This window comes from Micromonospora nigra, from assembly GCF_900091585.1.
GTDB lineage: Bacteria > Actinomycetota > Actinomycetes > Mycobacteriales > Micromonosporaceae > Micromonospora > Micromonospora nigra.
Genome location: NZ_FMHT01000003.1, coordinates 1,427,897 through 1,444,611, shown reverse-complemented (window position 1 = coordinate 1,444,611; position 16,715 = coordinate 1,427,897). Strand labels below are relative to the sequence as shown.

At 71.5% G+C, this 16,715-nt stretch carries 18 protein-coding genes and 1 tRNA gene; 10 read left to right on the top strand and 9 right to left on the bottom strand.

The window, feature by feature from the left end; translation table 11 throughout:
• The first annotated feature begins 7 nt into the window (after positions 1-7).
• A tRNA-Ile gene (locus tag GA0070616_RS05775) sits at positions 8-84 on the top strand.
• Between the two features lie 284 nt (positions 85-368).
• Here the strand turns inward: GA0070616_RS05775 and GA0070616_RS05770 are convergent.
• The 3 genes from GA0070616_RS05770 to GA0070616_RS05755 all read right to left on the bottom strand — a co-directional run bounded on the left by GA0070616_RS05770 (position 369) and on the right by GA0070616_RS05755 (position 3,765).
• Entirely contained in the window at positions 369-767 is a 399-nt protein-coding gene (locus GA0070616_RS05770; RefSeq protein WP_175439990.1) for an NPCBM/NEW2 domain-containing protein, read from the bottom strand.
• Positions 768-1,310: 543 nt separating this feature from the next.
• On the bottom strand, positions 1,311-1,751 hold the full coding sequence (locus GA0070616_RS05760) for a VOC family protein (protein WP_245712674.1): 441 nt from the start codon (positions 1,749-1,751) through the stop codon (positions 1,311-1,313).
• A 406-nt stretch (positions 1,752-2,157) separates the two neighbouring features.
• Positions 2,158-3,765: a cellulase family glycosylhydrolase gene (locus GA0070616_RS05755; protein WP_091077426.1), complete on the bottom strand. Its 1,608-nt coding sequence runs from the start codon at positions 3,763-3,765 to the stop codon at positions 2,158-2,160.
• 325 nt (positions 3,766-4,090) lie between these two features.
• On the opposite strand from GA0070616_RS05755, the gene GA0070616_RS05750 reads away from it, so the two are divergent.
• Both GA0070616_RS05750 and GA0070616_RS05745 read left to right on the top strand, forming a co-directional pair.
• A complete protein-coding gene (locus tag GA0070616_RS05750; RefSeq protein WP_091077422.1) occupies positions 4,091-4,690 on the top strand; it encodes a helix-turn-helix domain-containing protein in 600 nt (199 codons plus the stop codon).
• Positions 4,691-4,889: 199 nt separating this feature from the next.
• Complete coding sequence (locus GA0070616_RS05745; RefSeq protein ID WP_091077419.1) at positions 4,890-5,696, top strand: hypothetical protein; 807 nt, start codon at positions 4,890-4,892, stop codon at positions 5,694-5,696.
• 41 nt (positions 5,697-5,737) lie between these two features.
• Here GA0070616_RS05745 and GA0070616_RS05740 read toward each other — a convergent pair whose 3' ends face one another.
• The 3 genes from GA0070616_RS05740 to GA0070616_RS05730 all read right to left on the bottom strand — a co-directional run bounded on the left by GA0070616_RS05740 (position 5,738) and on the right by GA0070616_RS05730 (position 8,138).
• Positions 5,738-6,442: a dihydrofolate reductase family protein gene (locus GA0070616_RS05740; RefSeq protein WP_091077416.1), complete on the bottom strand. Its 705-nt coding sequence runs from the start codon at positions 6,440-6,442 to the stop codon at positions 5,738-5,740.
• A gap of 101 nt (positions 6,443-6,543) precedes the next feature.
• Positions 6,544-7,803, bottom strand: a complete 1,260-nt coding sequence (locus GA0070616_RS05735) for an RNA polymerase sigma factor (protein ID WP_245712673.1) — start codon at positions 7,801-7,803, stop codon at positions 6,544-6,546.
• Positions 7,773-8,138, bottom strand: coding sequence for a YciI family protein (locus GA0070616_RS05730; protein WP_139128847.1), 366 nt, complete (start codon positions 8,136-8,138; stop codon positions 7,773-7,775). The genes GA0070616_RS05735 and GA0070616_RS05730 overlap by 31 nt, the downstream gene beginning before the upstream one ends.
• A gap of 311 nt (positions 8,139-8,449) precedes the next feature.
• Between GA0070616_RS05730 and GA0070616_RS05725 the strand changes: the two genes are divergently transcribed.
• From GA0070616_RS05725 to GA0070616_RS05700, 6 genes are all read left to right on the top strand, one after another.
• Complete coding sequence (locus tag GA0070616_RS05725) at positions 8,450-8,719, top strand: hypothetical protein (RefSeq protein ID WP_091077414.1); 270 nt, start codon at positions 8,450-8,452, stop codon at positions 8,717-8,719.
• Positions 8,719-9,756, top strand: coding sequence for a hypothetical protein (locus GA0070616_RS05720; RefSeq protein ID WP_091077411.1), 1,038 nt, complete (start codon positions 8,719-8,721; stop codon positions 9,754-9,756). Before GA0070616_RS05725 ends, GA0070616_RS05720 begins: the two co-directional genes overlap by 1 nt.
• A 180-nt stretch (positions 9,757-9,936) precedes the next feature.
• Complete coding sequence (locus tag GA0070616_RS05715; RefSeq protein ID WP_091077407.1) at positions 9,937-10,293, top strand: GntR family transcriptional regulator; 357 nt, start codon at positions 9,937-9,939, stop codon at positions 10,291-10,293.
• Positions 10,293-11,210 carry an ABC transporter ATP-binding protein gene (locus GA0070616_RS05710; protein WP_091077403.1) on the top strand — a complete coding sequence of 306 codons (918 nt, stop codon included), beginning with the start codon at positions 10,293-10,295 and terminating at the stop codon, positions 11,208-11,210. Before GA0070616_RS05715 ends, GA0070616_RS05710 begins: the two co-directional genes overlap by 1 nt.
• Positions 11,207-11,905, top strand: coding sequence for a hypothetical protein (locus GA0070616_RS05705; RefSeq protein WP_091077399.1), 699 nt, complete (start codon positions 11,207-11,209; stop codon positions 11,903-11,905). The genes GA0070616_RS05710 and GA0070616_RS05705 overlap by 4 nt, the downstream gene beginning before the upstream one ends.
• 23 nt (positions 11,906-11,928) lie before the next feature.
• On the top strand, positions 11,929-12,858 hold the full coding sequence (locus GA0070616_RS05700) for an LLM class F420-dependent oxidoreductase (RefSeq protein WP_091089985.1): 930 nt from the start codon (positions 11,929-11,931) through the stop codon (positions 12,856-12,858).
• 42 nt (positions 12,859-12,900) lie between these two features.
• On the opposite strand, the gene GA0070616_RS27990 is transcribed toward GA0070616_RS05700, so the two are convergent.
• Positions 12,901-13,077 (bottom strand): hypothetical protein, encoded by a 177-nt coding sequence (locus GA0070616_RS27990; RefSeq protein ID WP_175439933.1) that lies wholly within the window; start codon positions 13,075-13,077, stop codon positions 12,901-12,903.
• 87 nt (positions 13,078-13,164) lie between these two features.
• Here GA0070616_RS27990 and GA0070616_RS05695 point away from each other — a divergent pair, with 87 nt between their 5' ends.
• Positions 13,165-14,397 carry a D-arabinono-1,4-lactone oxidase gene (locus GA0070616_RS05695; protein ID WP_091077396.1) on the top strand — a complete coding sequence of 411 codons (1,233 nt, stop codon included), beginning with the start codon at positions 13,165-13,167 and terminating at the stop codon, positions 14,395-14,397.
• 73 nt (positions 14,398-14,470) lie between these two features.
• Here the strand turns inward: GA0070616_RS05695 and GA0070616_RS05690 are convergent, their stop codons facing one another.
• Positions 14,471-15,625 (bottom strand): site-2 protease family protein, encoded by a 1,155-nt coding sequence (locus GA0070616_RS05690; RefSeq protein WP_091077393.1) that lies wholly within the window; start codon positions 15,623-15,625, stop codon positions 14,471-14,473.
• A 152-nt stretch (positions 15,626-15,777) separates the two neighbouring features.
• Positions 15,778-16,677, bottom strand: coding sequence for a L,D-transpeptidase (locus tag GA0070616_RS05685; RefSeq protein WP_245712672.1), 900 nt, complete (start codon positions 16,675-16,677; stop codon positions 15,778-15,780).
• Between the last annotated feature and the right edge of the window lie 38 nt (positions 16,678-16,715).

Below are 16,715 nucleotides of genomic sequence, written 5' to 3'. Positions count from 1 at the left end.
GGTGCAGGGGGCGGTAGCTCAGCCGGTTAGAGCAGGGGACTCATAATCCCTCGGTCACGGGTTCGAGTCCCGTCCGCCCCACCAGGGAAGACACTGTGCGAACCGGTGGCTTCGAAGTGCCTGCCGCCCGGGTTGGACGGGGCATCCTCGTGTTGGGAAGTGTCTGTCCCGTTCCTCCGCCATCCCGGCGTAGGCGGGTGAGGACGTCGCCGATCTCCCGGGTCTCCTCGTGGTCAGCCCCGTGGACGATCACCGCCTGGTCGACGTTGATGACGCTGCCGGTGACGGTGGGACGAGTGACGCGGGGCGGCGACTGACCGACGACGGCTGAAAGGGGATACGCACCGTCACGTAGGCCACCTATCGCACTATGCGAGCGTCGCCCCATACCACCGTGCGAGTCCAGCAGCCCCTTCCACGACGAGGAGCCTCAGGCGGAGCACGTCATCGATCGGTACGTCGAAGGAGACCGGCGTACCCGGGCGGACCGTGGCACGCTCGAGAACCCTGCCCTCCTCGTTGACGACGTGCACCTCCGTTTCAGAGGCGTCCTCGGTGTCGTCGGCGATACCGACATCGGCCCGAAAGTACTTGTACTGGCGCTTGACGAGATACTCGCGGTAAAGGTCGTAGCCGCATGTCGAGGTAGCCATCGCTCGTTTGTAAGCGACATTGTTGACGGTCGCCGGCGCATCGGTCCACTCTCCCCACCAGGAATACTCCTTAACCGGCTCCACGGTGGTCAGGTACTTTGTTTCCCGGGCCACGAATGAGGGCTGCGTGGACGGTTCCGGCAGAAGGTCGACGGTTCCGGCAGGGTGGTCGATGGTGCTGGCCCGGGCGGAACGGCCGCGGTCGGTGCTGACGTGGCAGACAGATTGTCCTGCGCCGGATCCTCTGGTGAGCGCAATTGCGCCCATCCCCAGGTGCCGCAGGCGGTGATCAGCGTGATCACTGCGCAGACACCCGACGTCACCTGCCGGAACGCCACCGACCGGTCGTGGAGCAGACGCCGGATGGAGGAGGACTTCGAGGGTGACTCGCGATCCGCTGAGGACATGCGACGCATCGCAGTGACGCGCGGTGACAAAGTGCAAGCGAGGTGTTTGCGGGAGAGGTGAGGCTGGCCTCACCTTCCCGGCACTCGCCGCCTGCAAAAGGTCGCGTCCTCCGGGCGTCCGTTCTCCAGCCCGCAGCGCATCTGGCGGAACGGTTCGGGTAACCGCCACATCCAGTTGGCCCGAAGCGTCACCTTGGTTCGCTGACCGAGCACCCGTTGCGGATGCCCGGCCAGGAACTACTTCTTGGGATTACAGGTACGGGCGGGTGATCAGCTCGATGGCATGGCCGGCCGGATCCTTGAAGTAGACGCCTCGGCCGCCGTGCTCGTTGTTGATCTCGCCGGGTCGTCGCATCTGTGGATCGGCCCAGTGCTCGATGCCCTGATCACACAGCCGCTGATACGCCCGATCGAAAAGGTCATCGTCGATCAGGAAAGCGTAGTGCTGCATCTGAATCTCCACCGGTGGCTCGGCGAACTGAAGCAGCACGCCGTCGGTGAGCTGAATGTTGGTGAACACGCCCCAGGACGGTGCTTCCGGGAGTTCCAACAACTCTCGAAAGAACCGAGCCGACTCGTTGCGATCCTTGACGGCGATGATGGTGTGGTTGAACCTGACTGTCATTCGGCTGACCTCGCTGCGCTCGACACGAAACAGGGACCTGTGGTGCGAGGCCGCAGGGAGGTCCACGTGCCGAATCTGGGGGGTGCCCTCTCCGCACCCGCCGTGCGATCAGCCCTCCACCGGGTCGCCAATCCGTGCGTGGCGTAGAGCCGGTCCGGTGTTCACGATCGGTGACGTTACTTGATCCGATTTACCCCCGCAATATTCCGACTGGGCGGACTGCGCGTGATGCCGGAACCTGAGCGGCTCTCCTCGTCGGGCAGTCGCCAAACCGGCCGGCCTGCCCGGCCGGGGGTTCGGGGCAGAGCGGTGACCCACCGTCCACACAGCGGTGTTCGTGGCGACGGCGGCGGTGCTCACCTGGCTGCGTACGAGCCTCACCACGGGCTGTTCGGCCTGCTCGATAGGCCGCAGCGCACGACGGGCCGGGGCCGCTTCGCCGGCCCCGGCCTGTCGGCCCCGTCGTGGTGGGTCAGTTGCAGGGAGTGCCGTTGAGTCGGAATGCGGTGGGGGCGGCGGCGTTGCCGTTGTGGCTGGCCTGGTAGCCGATGGTGGCCGAGCCGCCCGGCGGGAGAGTGCCGTTGTAGCTGGCGTTGGTTGCGGTCACCGTGCCGCTGGTCGGGGCGTAGCTGGCGCTCCACCCGGAGACGATGGTCTGTCCGGCGGCCAGAGTGAAGGCCAGAGCCCAGCCGTTGATGGCGGCGGTGCCGGTGTTGGTGATGGTGATGCTGTTGGTCAGGCCGGTGTTCCACGCGTTGACCGCGCTGCTGACCCGGCAGGCGCCGGTGCCGCCCGGGCTGGTGGGCGGCGGGGTGGTCGGCGGCGTGGTGGTGGGCGGCGGCGTGGTGGGTGGGGTCGTCGGCGGGGTGGTGGGTTGGCTGCCGCCGACGGCGCTCATGATGGCGTTGATGATGCCCTGCTGGGTCACCGTGGCGGAGTTGCGGTTGAACAGGCCGAAGCCGTGCTGCCCGTTCCAGCCGTTGTCCCAGTAGGCGGTGGCTGCGCCGTACTTCTTGGCGGTCGCCACCACGGCGCGTGCGTAGTCCGCGCGGTAGCGGTTGCTCGCGGAGTCGTACGTCGTCTTGTCGATCGAGCCGTACTCACCGACGAATACCGGGTATCCGCGCGTGACGAACGTGTCGTACATCTTCTTCATCTGCCCGTCCAGGAAGTCCTCCTGTCCCCAGACCGACCTCTTCGCTGGGTTCGTCGTGCCCGCGCCCCACTGCGTGATGGTGCCGTCTTCCTGTCCCGCGAAGTCCCACGGGTCGTAGTAATGCACGGAGATCATGATCCGCTGCTCGTTGGCAGGGATGGCCGACGACCGGTTGTGGTCGGTGGGAAGCACGAATCCGCTGCCCACGGTGTGGTCGATGTTCGTGTTCCAGCCGGGCACCAGCAGCCACCGGGACGCGTTGTTGCCGCCGGTCCGGCGCACGGTGTCCACGAAGATCTGGTTGTACGCGTTGATGTTCGAGTAGCACGGCTGGGTCGGGTTGCCGTACTGCCCGTCGAAGTTCTCGTTCATGGACTCGAAGATGAGGCGGTCGTTGTAGCTCTGGAACCTGGTCGCCACCTGTCGCCAGACCTTCTGGTACTTGTCCTTGATCGTCGCCTGGTCGGCCGCATCGCAGATCAGCCAGGACCCGGTGACGGTCTTGTACCCGTCGCCGTGCATGTTGATCAGCACATACAGGCCCCGGCTGTGGGCGTAGTCGACGACTTCCTGGATCCGGTTCAGCCAGGCGGCGTTGATCGTGTAGTTCGGGCCGGCCCCGATGTGCCCCAGGTAGGAGACCGGGATCCGGATCGTCTTGAATCCCGACGCTCGCACCCGGTCGATGAGGGCCTGCGTCACGACCGGGTTTCCCCACGCCGTCTCGCTGGGGATGCCGTTGTTGTTGGCCTCGAGCGTGTTGCCCAGGTTCCAGCCGGCACCCATGTCGGCTACCAGCTGTGAAGCGTTCTGCTGGGCCACGACGTCGGCCGAGGCCGACCTGGTCACGCCGTAAACGGTGCCGGCGAAGGTCAGGGTGGCGGCAAGGAGTGCGAGCCCGGCCTTCCTTACTCTCGAACTCATAGTTGTTCCTTCTCGTCGGAATCGAGCGCTGGAGCTGGCCGAGCTCGGGTTCGTCGATGAGGTTGGTCGACCGGGCAGGATCGGCCATCAGTACGAACACGCCTCGGGAGCGCTCCCATCATCGCAAACCATCTATTTGTTGTCACCCTGGCCGTGTTGGACGGTCTGGTCGTGTCGAACGGCCTGACCCCGGTCGTCCGCTCGCAGAACAGTGGTGGGCCGGCCGGGCCGTCGAGATCGTCCGCAAGGCCGTGGCGGAGCTGCCCCCAGGTCGGCCGTTGCCACCGGATGGCAAGTTCCCTTGCTGTTCTGGCAAACTGACGGGATGGACGACGACCTCGACCAGGCGCTCGACGCGGTCGGCCCCCGCCTGCGCGACCTGCGCCGGCAGCGGGGGACCACGCTGGCCGACCTGTCCACGGAGACCGGCGTCTCGGTCAGCACCCTGTCCCGGCTGGAGTCCGGCACCCGCCGGCCCACCCTCGAACTGCTGCTGCCGCTGGCCCGCGCCCACGGTGTCACCCTCGACGAACTGGTGGGTGCCCCGCCCACCGGCGACCCCCGGGTGCACCTGCGCCCCGTCACCCGCCATGGCATGACCATGCTCCCGCTGACCCGGCGGGCCGGCGGCATCCAGGCGTACAAGCTGATCATCCCGGGCAGTGACCGGCCGCGTGAGCCCGATCCGAAGACCCACGAGGGGTACGAGTGGCTCTACGTCCTCGACGGGCGGCTACGGGTCGTCCTCGGGGAGCACGACCTCGTCATGTCGCCCGGCGAGGCGGCCGAGTTCGACACCCGGATCCCGCACTGGTTCGGTGCCGCCGACGGCCGGCCCGTGGAGTTCCTCAGCCTGTTCGGCCGGCAGGGCGAACGCGCCCACCTGCGCGCCCGCCCCCGCGAGCGGCAGTCGCCCCCGTCCTGAGGTTGCTCCGAGAGCCGGCACCCGTCGGGCGGCCCGGGCAAGGGGCGGCCCGGGCAAGTGGGTGGCTCGGGCGCGCCGAGCCGGGCAGTCGGCGGGCATCCGACATGTCCTGTAGGGGACTGAGACGCCCCTTCGAGCCGGCGGTGCGCCACTGTCGTCCCTGACGCCGGGTGTTCCGCGCGTCGGAAGGGGAGGACCAATGGCAATCCACCATGGACGGCGTACGACCGGGGCGGCTCTGCTCGCCGTCCTGGTCGCGGCCGTGGCCGCGCTGCTGCCCGCCTCACCCGCACTGGCCCTGCCCACGGGTAGCGGCTGGTCGGCCTCGTGGAGCTACTACCAGCCGACCGCATACCAGTACTCGGGCACCCTGCCCGGCGTGCGGCTGACCGGTTACGCCACCGACAACTCCGGCACCTCGACCACGGTCGGCTCGATCGAGGACACCGCCGACGACGGGCGCTGCGCCCGGGTGATGCTCTACGCGTACGGGGTGGGCTACGTGGCCGATCGCACCACCTGCGGCAACGGCAGCTTCCTGACGTACGCCACGGGAAGCTACAGCCAGGGTCTACTGGTGATCGTCTACCGGATGGTCCAGGGCACCTCCACCCACGACAAGGGCCACCACCTCTACATCCCCGGCTCTGCCGCCGACCCGCAGCTGCGGACCGTCGGCACCGGGGCGAGCTGGTCGTACTACACGCCGACCGCGTTCCAGTACACGGTGACCCGGCCCGGGGTGCGGCTCGTCGGCTACGGCGCGCACCAGTCGTTCGACGAGCGGTCGTCGGTGAACACGGTGCAGAAGACCGTCGACACGGTCGGGTGCGCCACCGCCAAGGTCACCGGTGGGACGGCCGTCAGCGGCGGCACCTGCGTCAACGGCGGCAGCAGGTCCTTCACGAGGTTCGACCACACCGGCAACCTGGAGGCGTCGGCCTGCTACCAGCCGGTGCCCGGCACGCAGCGCTGCCTTCCGCTGAACGTCCCCGAGCCGTGGTGAGCCGCTGACCGCCGGGGCGCGGCGCGGGGGCCGTCCGGCGGTCAGTCGACCGCGGTGGTCGGGCCGCCGCCGCTGCCGCGGTCGTCGAACACCAGCGGGGCGCGGCCGTGGACGGCGTACCGGATGTGGGTGACCTGCGGCGTGTGCAGCACCCGGGCCGGGCTCAGCTCGATCGCGTCGAACGCGCCGAGGCCCAGGCCGCCGTCGAACAGGCTCAGCCCGGCGCCGAGGAGCACCGGCACCACGTGCAGCTCAAGCTCGTCGAGCAGGCCGGCGACGAGCACCTGGCGGACGAGGCTGCCGCCCCCGGCCACCGCCACGTCTCGGTCGCCTGCCGCCGCCCGCGCCCGGTCGACGGCGGCGGCCACCCCCTCGGTCACGTAGGTGAAGCTGGTGCCGCCCCCGCGTAGCAGGGTGGGCCGGGGGCGGTGGGTGACCACGAAGACCGGGGCGCGGAACGGCGGTTCGTCGCCCCAGGGCACCTCGCCGCCGTCGGCCATCCGGCGTCCCATCACGTACGCGCCGGCCGTCTCGAACGACTCGGCGACCACCTCGGAGTTCGTGTCCCGCAGACCGCCGGTGAAGCCCTGCCGCTCGCGCCACGCCATCGCGTCGGTGGCCCACCGGGTGACCCGGAAGAACCCGGCGCTCTCGGCCGAGGCCACCCAGTCGCCGGCACCGTTGTGCCGGGGGCCGGCGTAGTACCCGTCGAGCGACACCGACAGTTGCGCGGTCACCCTGGTCATGTCCCGTCTCCGTTCCGTCCGGCGGCACCCGTCCGGGAGCCGTACACGGGTGGGATCGGTGCCGGCCGGCGTGCTTCGACCGGACCAGGATGTGATGCCGGTCACTCGCAGTGGGCGGCGCGGCGCAGCAGGTGCCGCTGCTCGGGGACGCTGCCGGCCTGGCGGGCGGCTCCCCGCCAGGCCGCTGCGGCAGCCGCGCGCTCGCCGGCCTGCTCCAGCAGGTGGGCGCGGACGGCCAGCAGCCGGTGGTGCCCGGCGAGCGGCCCCGCCGCCACCTCGTCAAGAAGGGCCAGGCCGGCCGTGGGGCCGTGCACCTCGCCCACCGCCACGGCCCGGTTGAGCGTGACCACGGGGTTGGGTGCGAGACATTCCAGCAGCTCGTACAGGGCCAGGATCTGGGCCCAGTCGGTGGCCGGTGCCGTCGGTGCCTCCGCGTGCACGGCGGCGATGGCGGCCTGCACCTGGTACGGCCCCAGCGGTGCGGTGGACAGGCTGCCGGTGAGCAGTGCCGTCCCCTCGGCGATCGCGGCCCGGTTCCAGCGGCTGCGATCCTGTTCGGTCAGCGGCACCAGCTCGCCGTCCGGCCCGGTACGCGTCGCGGCCCGCGCCTCCGTCAGCAGCATCAGCGCGAGCAGGCCCGTCACCTCACCGGAGTCGGGCAGCCGGTCGTGCAGGCGACGGGTCAGGCGCAGCGCCTGGCCGGTCAGGTCCACCCGGTGCAGGCGCGGGCCGCCGCTGGCCGCGTAACCCTCGTTGAACAGCAGGTACAGCACGTGCAGCACCACGGTGAGCCGCGCCGCGCGTTCGGCCGGCGGGGGCGGGGTGAACCGGGCCCCGGCCTCCCGTAGGCGTTGCTTGGCCCGGACGATCCGCTGCCCCATGGTCGCCTCGGGCACCAGGAATGCCGCCGCGATCTGCGCCGTGGTCAGCCCGGCCACGGCGCGCAGGGTCAGCGCGAGTTGGGCGGCCGGCCCGAGCGCCGGGTGGCAGCACAGGAACAGCAGCTCCAGCAGGTCGTCGCGGGTGGGTTCGGCGTCGGGCGGCGGTGCGACCAGCGCATCGCGCGGGGTGGCGTCGAGCAGGGCCAGTTCGCGGCGTCGCCGGGCCGTGTCGGCGCGGACCTGGTCGACGTAACGCCGGGCGGCGACGGTGCGCAGCCAGCCCAGGGGATGTTCGGGCACGCCGCCGTGCCGCCACGCCTCGACGGCGTCGACCACCGCCTCGGCCACGGCGTCCTCCGCGCGGGCGAAGTCGCGGTGGCGACGGGCCAGTGGGCCGAGCACCCGGGGCGCGAGTTCCCGCAGCAGGTCGCCCACCGGGTCGACCGCGCTCAGTCGACGCCCCCGCCCATCAGTGGCCACATCTCCAGTCCACCGCCCGCACTCGGGGCGAAGCGCAGTCCCGGGTACGACCGGGCGATCTCCAGCGCCCGCTGTTCGCTGTCGACGTCCACCACGAAGTACGAGCCCACGTACTCCTTCGCCTCCAGGTAGGGCCCATCGGTGACCACCGGCGCGTCGCCCACGATCCGCACCGCGCGGGGACGGGGCACCAGGCCCTGGCTGTCCACCAGCTCGCCGCTGGCTCGCAGTGCCTCGTTGAATGCGTCGACCTCGCCGATGAGGGTCGTCAGGTCGGCGGCCGGAAGGCTGTTCCAGACCTGTTCGTTGCCGTAGATCAACATCAGGTACTTCACGACGCTCCTCGTCGACGGTGCGCGGCCCGACGGGCATCCTGCGCACTCTGGTTGTTTACCGCAATCACCTACGTGACCGATATGCCGTCTGATGACGGACAAGACGACCGGTCGGTGGACACCGCACTGTTGTAGCAGGTGGAGGGATTGCGGCTAGCGGGCCACGCACCTCCTCCCGTACCCGACACCGACGTCGGGTCGTACTCCTGACCGGAGTCGGTCGCACCGGCGCGCCGCCCCGGTCGTCGAGCCCGCACCCCGGGTGGCGGCCCATCCGCCGCCCCCGGCGAACCACCAGGAAGGAGCAGGCCATGGCCGCTCCCACCGTGACCGCCGCCCTCGACGCCGCGATCTACGAACCCGGCCAGCCGATGACCCTCACCGCCCTCTACGGCGACGCCGACACGCAGCCGATGAGCGTGACCCTCGTGGTCACCGACGTCCACGGCAGCAGCAGCGCACCGGTGCAGGTCACCGCCGTGATCGACCCGCTCACCCTCACCGTCACCGACGACTCCGGCCGCACCTGGACCCGGATCTCCGACAACGGCGCCGTGGCCGTCTATCGGGCGGTGGCCTGATGCCCCGGGTCACGGTGACGGTGCGTGACTCGGGTGGGCACACCGCCACCGCCACCGCCGACTACAGCGTCCAGTCGCCGGTGCTCGGCGGCTACTACCTGTCCGGGGGCGCCGATCCCACCGCGGACATGGCCGGTGGGAACTTCCGCTCGCTCACCCAGTACCGCAGCTTCGCCGACGGGTACGTCTTCCCCGGCTACCGCCGGCCGTGGCTGATCACCCTGGGCCGGCTGGGCGTCCAGATGAACATGGTGCTGGAACTCAAGCACTACGGCGCCCCCGACGCCGGGCCGCAGACCTTCACCGTCGACGGGGTGACCTACACCGTCCCGGCCCCCGCCATGACCATCCAACAGCGGCCGGGCACCGTCTGGCCGAAGGCCTACGGGTACGGGCAGGTGCTCGCCGGGCAGTGCGACGGGCTGTTCGCCCGCGCGCTGGCGCAGTACCGGACGCTGGGCTTCGGGGTGAACATCCAGCTCGCCTCCGAACTGGACACCGACCACGAGTTCGGCACCACCGAGGCCGGCAAGGCGTACACCTGGGCCGAGTCCGACGCCCGCGCGGTGCAGGCGGTGACATACATCGTGAACTGGTTCAAGAGCAAGGAACTGCCGCAGGGCTCCACCTTCTCGGTCGGCGTCGGCGGCTTCGACCGGGCCTGCTACCGGCGCACCCACCCCGAGGCGCTGATGACCAGGCTCGACTTTCTCCAGTGGAACGTCTACGCCACCAGCGCCACCCACACCGCCCTGGCCCGCTTCCGGCGTACGAAGGACTGGGCGGTGGCCGACCTCGGCCCGGTGGCCCTGTCGCGCCCGGTGCTGATCGCCGAGTGGGGCGTACGGGCGGCCGAGGTCCCCGACCAGGCCGGCTGGATCGCCACGGTGCCGGCGGCGATCGTGGCGCTCAACGCCGAGCGCGGGCCGCGGATCGCGCGGACGAACTACTTCAACTCCGGCTGGGGCACCCTGTCGCCGAAGGCGATCGGCCTGGCGGCGCTGCGGGCCGCGTACCTGCGGCGACCGTACGTCTGAGTTCGCACGCCCGCCCGGGCCGGGGCGAGCCCGGACCGGGCGGGCGTGGCGTGGGCGGGGCCGACCCAGGTCGGGCCCGCCCACGCTTGTGCCTTGACAGCGGGGCCACCAGGGTTGCATGGTTAGTTACATGAGTAATGAACCGACGAACCCTGGCGGCGGGTCGGGACGGCTGGCGTGATGGAGGAAGGCCGGCCGATCTTCCTCCAGATCGCGGAGCTGCTGGAGAACTCGATCCTCGACGGGGCGCTACCCGAGGAGAGCCAGGTGCCCTCGACCAACGAGTTGGCGGCCTTCCACCGGATCAACCCCGCGACCGCCGCGAAGGGGGTCAACAAGCTGGTCGACGACGGAACTCTCTACAAGAAGCGAGGAATCGGCATGTTCGTCTCTCCCGGCGCCCGTGCGAAGCTGCGCGGCCGGCGCCGTGACGAGTTCGCCCGGCAGTACGTCCGACCGTTGCTGGTGGAGGCGCGCAAGCTCGGCATCGACCCGGCGGAACTCAAGAACATGATCGACGGCTGGGAGGAGAGCTGATGAGCCCGGTGGTCACCGTCACCGACCTCACGAAACGGTACCGGGACGTCACCGCGCTGGACGGGGTCAGCTTCTCGCTGACCGAGAACCGGATCTACGGCCTGCTGGGGCGCAACGGCGCCGGCAAGACCACCCTGATGCAGGTTCTCACCGCACAGAACTTCGCCACCAGCGGGGACGTCTGCGTCTTCGGCCAGCACCCGTACGAGAACGAGCGCGTGCTCGCCCGGACCTCCTTCATCAAGGAGAGCCAGACCTACCCGTCGCACCTGCGGGTGGCGCACGTCCTGCGGGCTGCCGACCTGGCCCACCCGGACTGGGACGAGGAGTTCGCCCAGCGGTTGGTCGACGAGTTCCGCCTGCCGCGGCAACGCAACGTCCGCAAGCTCTCCCGGGGCATGCTCTCCGCGCTCGGCATCATCGTCGGCCTCGCCTCGCGGGCCCCGCTGACCTTCTTCGACGAGCCCTACCTCGGCCTGGACGCCGTCGCCCGGCAGCTCTTCTACGACCGCCTGCTGGCCGACTACCTCGAACACCCCCGCACGATCGTGCTGTCGACCCACCTCATCGACGAGGTCAGCGACCTGATCGAGCACGTGCTCCTGATCGACCAGGGTCGGCTGCTGCTCGACGTCGAGGCGGAGGCGTTGCGCGGCCAGGTGGTCACCGTCTCCGGCCCCGTCGCGAAGGTGGACGAGTTCGCCCGTACCTGCACCGAACTGCACCGGGTGCTCCTCGGTGGAACCGCCCGAGCCACCGTACGCGGTGACTTCGGCCCGCCCGACCACGACCGCGCCCGGTCCCTGGGCCTCGGCCTCGAAGCGGCCTCGCTCCAGGACATCGTCGTCCGTCTGACCACGTCGCACCACGGCCACGCACCGGGCGTCGGCGCGACCAACGAGGAGGCTGTCCGATGAACCGTGCCCTGACGGTCGCCCGGCTCCAGTTCGTCGCCTGGCCCGGCGTGGTCGGCTGGCCCTGGGGGATCCTGGCCCTCAGCTTCCTCATCAACCTGGCGCTGTTCGCCACCATCAACGAGCCCACCGGCGCCGGGCAACCGATCACCGGGGGACTGGCCAGCATCTATGTCGTGATGTTCGTTGCCTGCGTCAGCTCGATCACCCAGGAGTTCCCGTTCGCCATCGGGTTGGGCATCACGCGCCGCAGCTTCTACCTCGGCAACGTGCTTCAGCTCGTCGGTCAGGCGATCAGTTACGCGGCGGTGCTCTACCTGCTGACGCTCGTCGAGCAGGCCACCAACGGCTGGGGCATCGGCCTGCGCTTCTTCGGCCTGCCGTTCGGCTGGGTGGAGAACCCGGCGCTGCGGTTCCTCGCCTTCGCGGTCCCGTTCCTGCTGCTCGGCTTTCTCGGCATCGCCATCGCCCTGGTCTTCAAGCGCTGGGGGGTGAACGGCATGCTCACCCTGAGCACGGTCGCGCTGGTCGGGTTCGGCGGGCTCGCCGTACTCGCCACCTGGCGGGGCTGGTGGCCGGCGGTCGGCGGCTGGTTCGCCGACCAGTCCGGCGCGGCCCTGCTGGTGGGCTGGCCGGCGTTGCTCACCCTGCCGCTCGCCGTGCTCAGCTACCTCGCCATTCGGCGCGCGACGCCCTGACCGTTGTCCATATGCTCGACCACATGGAACTGCGGATCTTCACCGAACCCCAGCAGGGCGCCACCTACGACGACCTGCTCGCCGTGGCCCGCCGTGCCGAGGAGACGGGCTACGACGCCTTCTTCCGCTCGGACCACTACCTCAGGATGGGCTCGGTGAGCGGCCAGCCCGGCCCCACCGACGCGTGGACCACGCTGGCCGGGCTGGCCCGTGACACCCGCACGATCCGGCTCGGGACGCTGATGAGCGCGGCCACGTTCCGGCTGCCCGGCCCCCTGGCGATCACCGTCGCGCAGGTGGACCAGATGAGCGGCGGCCGGGTCGAACTGGGCATCGGCACCGGCTGGTACGCCGAGGAGCACGAGGCGTACGGCATCCCGTTCCCGTCACTGGGGGAGCGGTTCGACCGCCTCGAGGAGCAGCTAGCCGTCATCACCGGGCTGTGGCGGACCCCGGTGGGGGAGAACTTCGACTTCGCCGGGCGCTACTACCCGGTGACGGGATCGCCGGCCCTGCCCAAGCCGGTGCAGCAGCCCGGCCCGCCCATCCTGCTCGGCGGCATGGGCCCCCGGCGCACGCCCCGGCTCGCGGCCCGGTACGCCGACGAGTTCAACCTGCCCTTCGCCTCTCTCGCGGACTCCGCCGCCCAGTTCGAGCGGGTCCGCGCCGCCTGCGCCGCCATCGACCGGGATCCGGCCGAGCTGATGTGGTCCAACGCCCTGGTGCTGTGCTGCGGCCGGGACGACGCCGAGGTGGCCCGCCGGGCCGCCGCCATCGGCCGGGAGCCCGCCGAGCTGCGCGAGAACGGGCTGGCCGGCACGCCCGCCGAGGTCGTCGACACGATCGGCAGGTACGCCGGGATCGGCAGCCGCCGGCTCTACCTCCAGGTGCTCGACCTGGCTGACCTGGACCACCTGGACCTGGTCGCCACCGAGGTGATGCCCCAGCTCTGACGGCGGCGCGACCGTGCGGTCGGTGCCGGGCGCGTCAGCGGCTCACGTTCGACCGTCCCCGGTCAGCCGTGGCGGCGGGCCGGGAGTCGGCACCGGAGTCGGCGCGGGCGACGGGGCCGGCGTCGGCTGCGGGCCGGGGGTGGTCGCACCAGCCGGGTCGATCTCCTCCTCGGAGGGGTACACGTCGCCCCGGAGGGCGGGATCGCGGTAGCTGCTCATCGGCGTAGGGTTCCCCGACGAGGCCGACGCTAACCGCCGCCGATCGAAGGGGTACCCGTGCCGCCATCCCACCCCACCGCGCCCGCGATGCCGCCCACCAACTGGGCCGGCAACGTCCGGTACGCCGCCCGGGCGTACCACCGGCCCTCCGCCGTGGACGAGCTGCGCCGGTTGGTGGCCGGCAGCGACCGGCTTCGCGTCGTCGGCACCGGGCACTCCTTCAACCGGCTCGGCGACACCGACGGCGATCTGGTGTCCCTCGCGGGGCTGCCCGGGCAGGTGCGCCTCGACGAGGACCGGCGCACCGTCGACGTGCCCGCCGCGATTCGTTACGGCGACCTGGCCACCTGGCTGCACGCGCGGGGCTGGGCGCTGCCCGCCCTGGCGTCCCTGCCGCACATCTCGGTCGCCGGGGCCGTCGCCACCGGCACCCACGGCTCCGGGGACGCCACGGGCAACCTCGCCAGCGCCGTGACCGGGCTGGAACTGGTCACCGCCGACGGCGACCTGCTGACCGTCGACCGGGGCACCCCCGACTTCGCCGGCATGGTGGTCTCCCTCGGCGCGCTGGGCGTGGTCACCCGGGTCACCCTGGACGTGGTGCCCACGTACGACCTGCGGCAGTACGTGTGCCTGGGCCTGCCCCGTCCGGCGTTGGACGAGGCGTTCGCCTCGGCGTACAGCGTCAGCGTCTTCACCGACTGGCGGGGGGCGCGCGGCACCCAGGTCTGGCGCAAGCAGCTCGCGGACCAGCCCCCGCCCCCGGCGGACTGGCTCGGCACCAGGGCGGCCGAGGGGCCGTGTCACCCGGTGCCCGGCATGCCGGCGCAGAACTGCACCGCACAGCTAGGCGAGCCCGGCCCCTGGCACGAGCGGCTTCCGCACTTCCGGCTCGGCTTCACGCCCAGCAGCGGCGAGGAACTCCAGTCGGAGTACCACCTGCCCCGCGCGAAGGCCGCCGGGGCACTCGCCGCTCTCGACGGCGTCGCCCACCTGATCACGCCGGTTCTCCAGGTCAGCGAGCTGCGTACCGTCGCCGCCGACCCGCTGTGGCTCAGCCCGAACCACGACCGGGACAGCCTCGCGGTGCACTTCACCTGGATCGCCGACGCCGCCCGGGTGCTGCCGGTCGTGGCCGAGGTGGAGCGGGTGCTCGCGCCGTTTCACCCGCGCCCGCACTGGGGCAAGGTGTTCGGCGTGGACGCGGCGGCCCTCGCCGCGTCCTATCCCCGGTGGGACGACTTCCGTGCCCTGCGGCGTCGCCTCGACCCGAACGGGGTGTTCGCCACCGCCGAACTGGACCGCCACCTGCCCCGCTGACCGCGCCGCCCCGCGCATCCCCGGCACTGGTGGGCGGCCCTGCCCGGTCGGTCGGTGCCGCGGGCTGGGCCGCTCAGCGGCCCGCGTCGAGGCGGCCCGCGTCGAGCTGGTCGCGCAGGCTGCCGCGCTGCACCGCCCGGCTGATGTCGCTGGGCGAGACGATGCCGACCAGCCGGCCGTCGACCACGACGAGGGCCCGCCCGTCGGTGCACTCGCTGAGCCGGGGGAGCAGGTCGGTGAGCTGCTCGTCGGGGGAGGCCAGCACCAGTTCGTCCGCCCGGCAGGCCACCGTCGACAGGGTCGTCGTGCCGCGCTGCTCGGTCGGCACCCCGCGTACCCGGTCGAGGGTGACCAGGCCGACCGGCCGTCCCTGCTCGGTCAGCGGCAGGGCCGAGTGTCGGTACGCGAACAGGTAGTTGTCCACGAAGTCGGCCACCGTCAGCTCGCCGGAAGCGGTCTGCGGCTGCGGCGTCATGACGTCGCCGACCCGCACGCCGCGCAGCGCGCTGCCCATCCGGGCCTGCCGCTCCTCGATGCCGGCGGCGCCGATCAGGAACCAGCCGATCAGGGCCAGCCACAGCCCGCCGAAGCCGGCGCCGACCAGGAACTGCCACAGACCCAGACCGATCAGCAGCGCGCCGAGCACCCGACCGGCGCGGGCCGCGACCACCGATGCCTTCGTCCGGTCGCCGGTGGCCTTCCAGACCGCCGCGCGCAGCAGCCGTCCGCCGTCCAGCGGCGCGGCCGGCAGGATGTTGAACACCGCCAGCAGGATGTTGATGCCGGCGAGCCAGGCCAGCGCGCCGAGCAGCAGCCCCTCGACGCCGGCTGCGGCGAGCACCACCGCCACCCCGCCGAAGAACACCCCGATGACGAGGCTGACCAGCGGGCCGATCCCCGCGATGCGCAGCTCCGCGCCCGGATCCCTCGCCTCGCCCCGCAGTTCGGCGACGCCGCCGAACAGCCACAGGGTGATCCCCTCGACGGCGAGGCCGTTGCGTTTGGCGACCACCGCGTGCGACACCTCGTGGGCGAGCAGGCCGAGGAAGAACACCACGGCCGCCGCGAGCCCGGCGAGCACGTAGAAGACGACCGGCTGATCGGGGTACGAGCGGGGGAACTGACCGGCCGACAGCCCCCACGCGATCAGCAGGAAGATGACCAGGACACTCCAGTTGACGCCGACGGGTACGCCCGCGATCCGGCCAAGCCGGAAACTCGCCCTCATGTTCCCGTCATACCCCCGCAGCCTGATCTCATGCCAGGGGCGAAGGTCAGCGTACTCGCGGCGCGCATCCGACCGCGCCAAAGACCGCTGACCACGGCTGACGGGCGCCCGTCCCGCTCGGTGGGGCGGTCTCGGCCGTACGCGGTCGGGATTCAGGCGGTCGGGGGCGGGGCGGGGAGCGCGTCGACGACGACCACGGGGGTGCCGTCGCGCAGCTCCGCGAGCAGTTCCCGCTGCCCGCCGGGGGTCAGCCGGATGCAGCCGTTGGTGGTGTCGCGGCCCAGTTCCCCGTCGTGGTGCCAGGTGTGGATGCCGATGTGCGCGCCGCGCAGGCCCGCCGGCACGGCGTCCGGGTCGTCGGGCACGGCGCCGAGGGCGAAGATGTCGACCCCGCCGTAGACGCTCTCCGGCGGCGGGGTCCGGCCGAGGATGAAGGTCCGCCCGAGCGGGGTCTCCTGTCCGCGCTGGCCGAGGCTGACCTTCCAGGAGCGGATGGCCCGCCCGGCCCGGTACCAGGTGATCCGGTGCGGCACCCGTTCGATCACGAGCTGGTCGCGCAGCGCAACGGTGGTGAAGCCACCGGGCGGCAGCCAGGCCAGCCGGCGGTTCGCCGACGGCAGCAGCACCGCCGTCCAGCCGGCGTCGCGCCGCGCGACCGGCACGGTCAGGTCCACCCCGCTGATGGTGGGCATGAGGAAGGCCAGGGGTCGGCCGCCCGGCGCGTCGTACGCGGCGAGCCGGCGGGTGGGGCGCAGGCCCTCGGTCAGCGGTGTGGTGCTCAGGGTGTCCGGGTCGGCGGGGAAGCCGTCCGGCGCGGGATCGTAGGTGATCTCGGGCAGCCCGTCGGGAGCGGGCGCGGCGGGCGCGACGGGCTGCGTGGGCGCCCCGGTCGGGGCGACGACGTCGGCGGAGGCCACGGGTGCCGGAAGGGCGGATCGTGGGGGCGCGGGTGTCGGGGTCAGCGCGTAGCCGGTGAAGCCCGCGCCGGCCAGCAGCACGGCCACGCCCAACACACCGCCCAACCACTGCCGCTCGAATCGGTCAAACGCCACATTGGGAGTGTAATCGCCGTCGGCGGCGGGATGGGTGG

Excerpts from the sequence above, each read along its gene's own strand:
- GA0070616_RS05755 (WP_091077426.1), bottom strand. The coding sequence starts at position 3,765 with ATGAGTTCGAGAGTAAGGAAGGCCGGGCTCGCACTCCTTGCCGCCACC.
- GA0070616_RS05750 (WP_091077422.1), top strand. The coding sequence starts at position 4,091 with ATGGACGACGACCTCGACCAGGCGCTCGACGCGGTCGGCCCCCGCCTG.
- GA0070616_RS05745 (WP_091077419.1), top strand. The coding sequence starts at position 4,890 with ATGGCAATCCACCATGGACGGCGTACGACCGGGGCGGCTCTGCTCGCC.
- GA0070616_RS05740 (WP_091077416.1), bottom strand. The coding sequence starts at position 6,442 with ATGACCAGGGTGACCGCGCAACTGTCGGTGTCGCTCGACGGGTACTAC.
- GA0070616_RS05725 (WP_091077414.1), top strand. The coding sequence starts at position 8,450 with ATGGCCGCTCCCACCGTGACCGCCGCCCTCGACGCCGCGATCTACGAA.
- GA0070616_RS05720 (WP_091077411.1), top strand. The coding sequence starts at position 8,719 with ATGCCCCGGGTCACGGTGACGGTGCGTGACTCGGGTGGGCACACCGCC.
- GA0070616_RS05715 (WP_091077407.1), top strand. The coding sequence starts at position 9,937 with ATGGAGGAAGGCCGGCCGATCTTCCTCCAGATCGCGGAGCTGCTGGAG.
- GA0070616_RS05710 (WP_091077403.1), top strand. The coding sequence starts at position 10,293 with ATGAGCCCGGTGGTCACCGTCACCGACCTCACGAAACGGTACCGGGAC.
- GA0070616_RS05705 (WP_091077399.1), top strand. The coding sequence starts at position 11,207 with ATGAACCGTGCCCTGACGGTCGCCCGGCTCCAGTTCGTCGCCTGGCCC.
- GA0070616_RS05700 (WP_091089985.1), top strand. The coding sequence starts at position 11,929 with ATGGAACTGCGGATCTTCACCGAACCCCAGCAGGGCGCCACCTACGAC.
- GA0070616_RS27990 (WP_175439933.1), bottom strand. The coding sequence starts at position 13,077 with ATGAGCAGCTACCGCGATCCCGCCCTCCGGGGCGACGTGTACCCCTCC.
- GA0070616_RS05695 (WP_091077396.1), top strand. The coding sequence starts at position 13,165 with ATGCCGCCCACCAACTGGGCCGGCAACGTCCGGTACGCCGCCCGGGCG.
- GA0070616_RS05690 (WP_091077393.1), bottom strand. The coding sequence starts at position 15,625 with ATGAGGGCGAGTTTCCGGCTTGGCCGGATCGCGGGCGTACCCGTCGGC.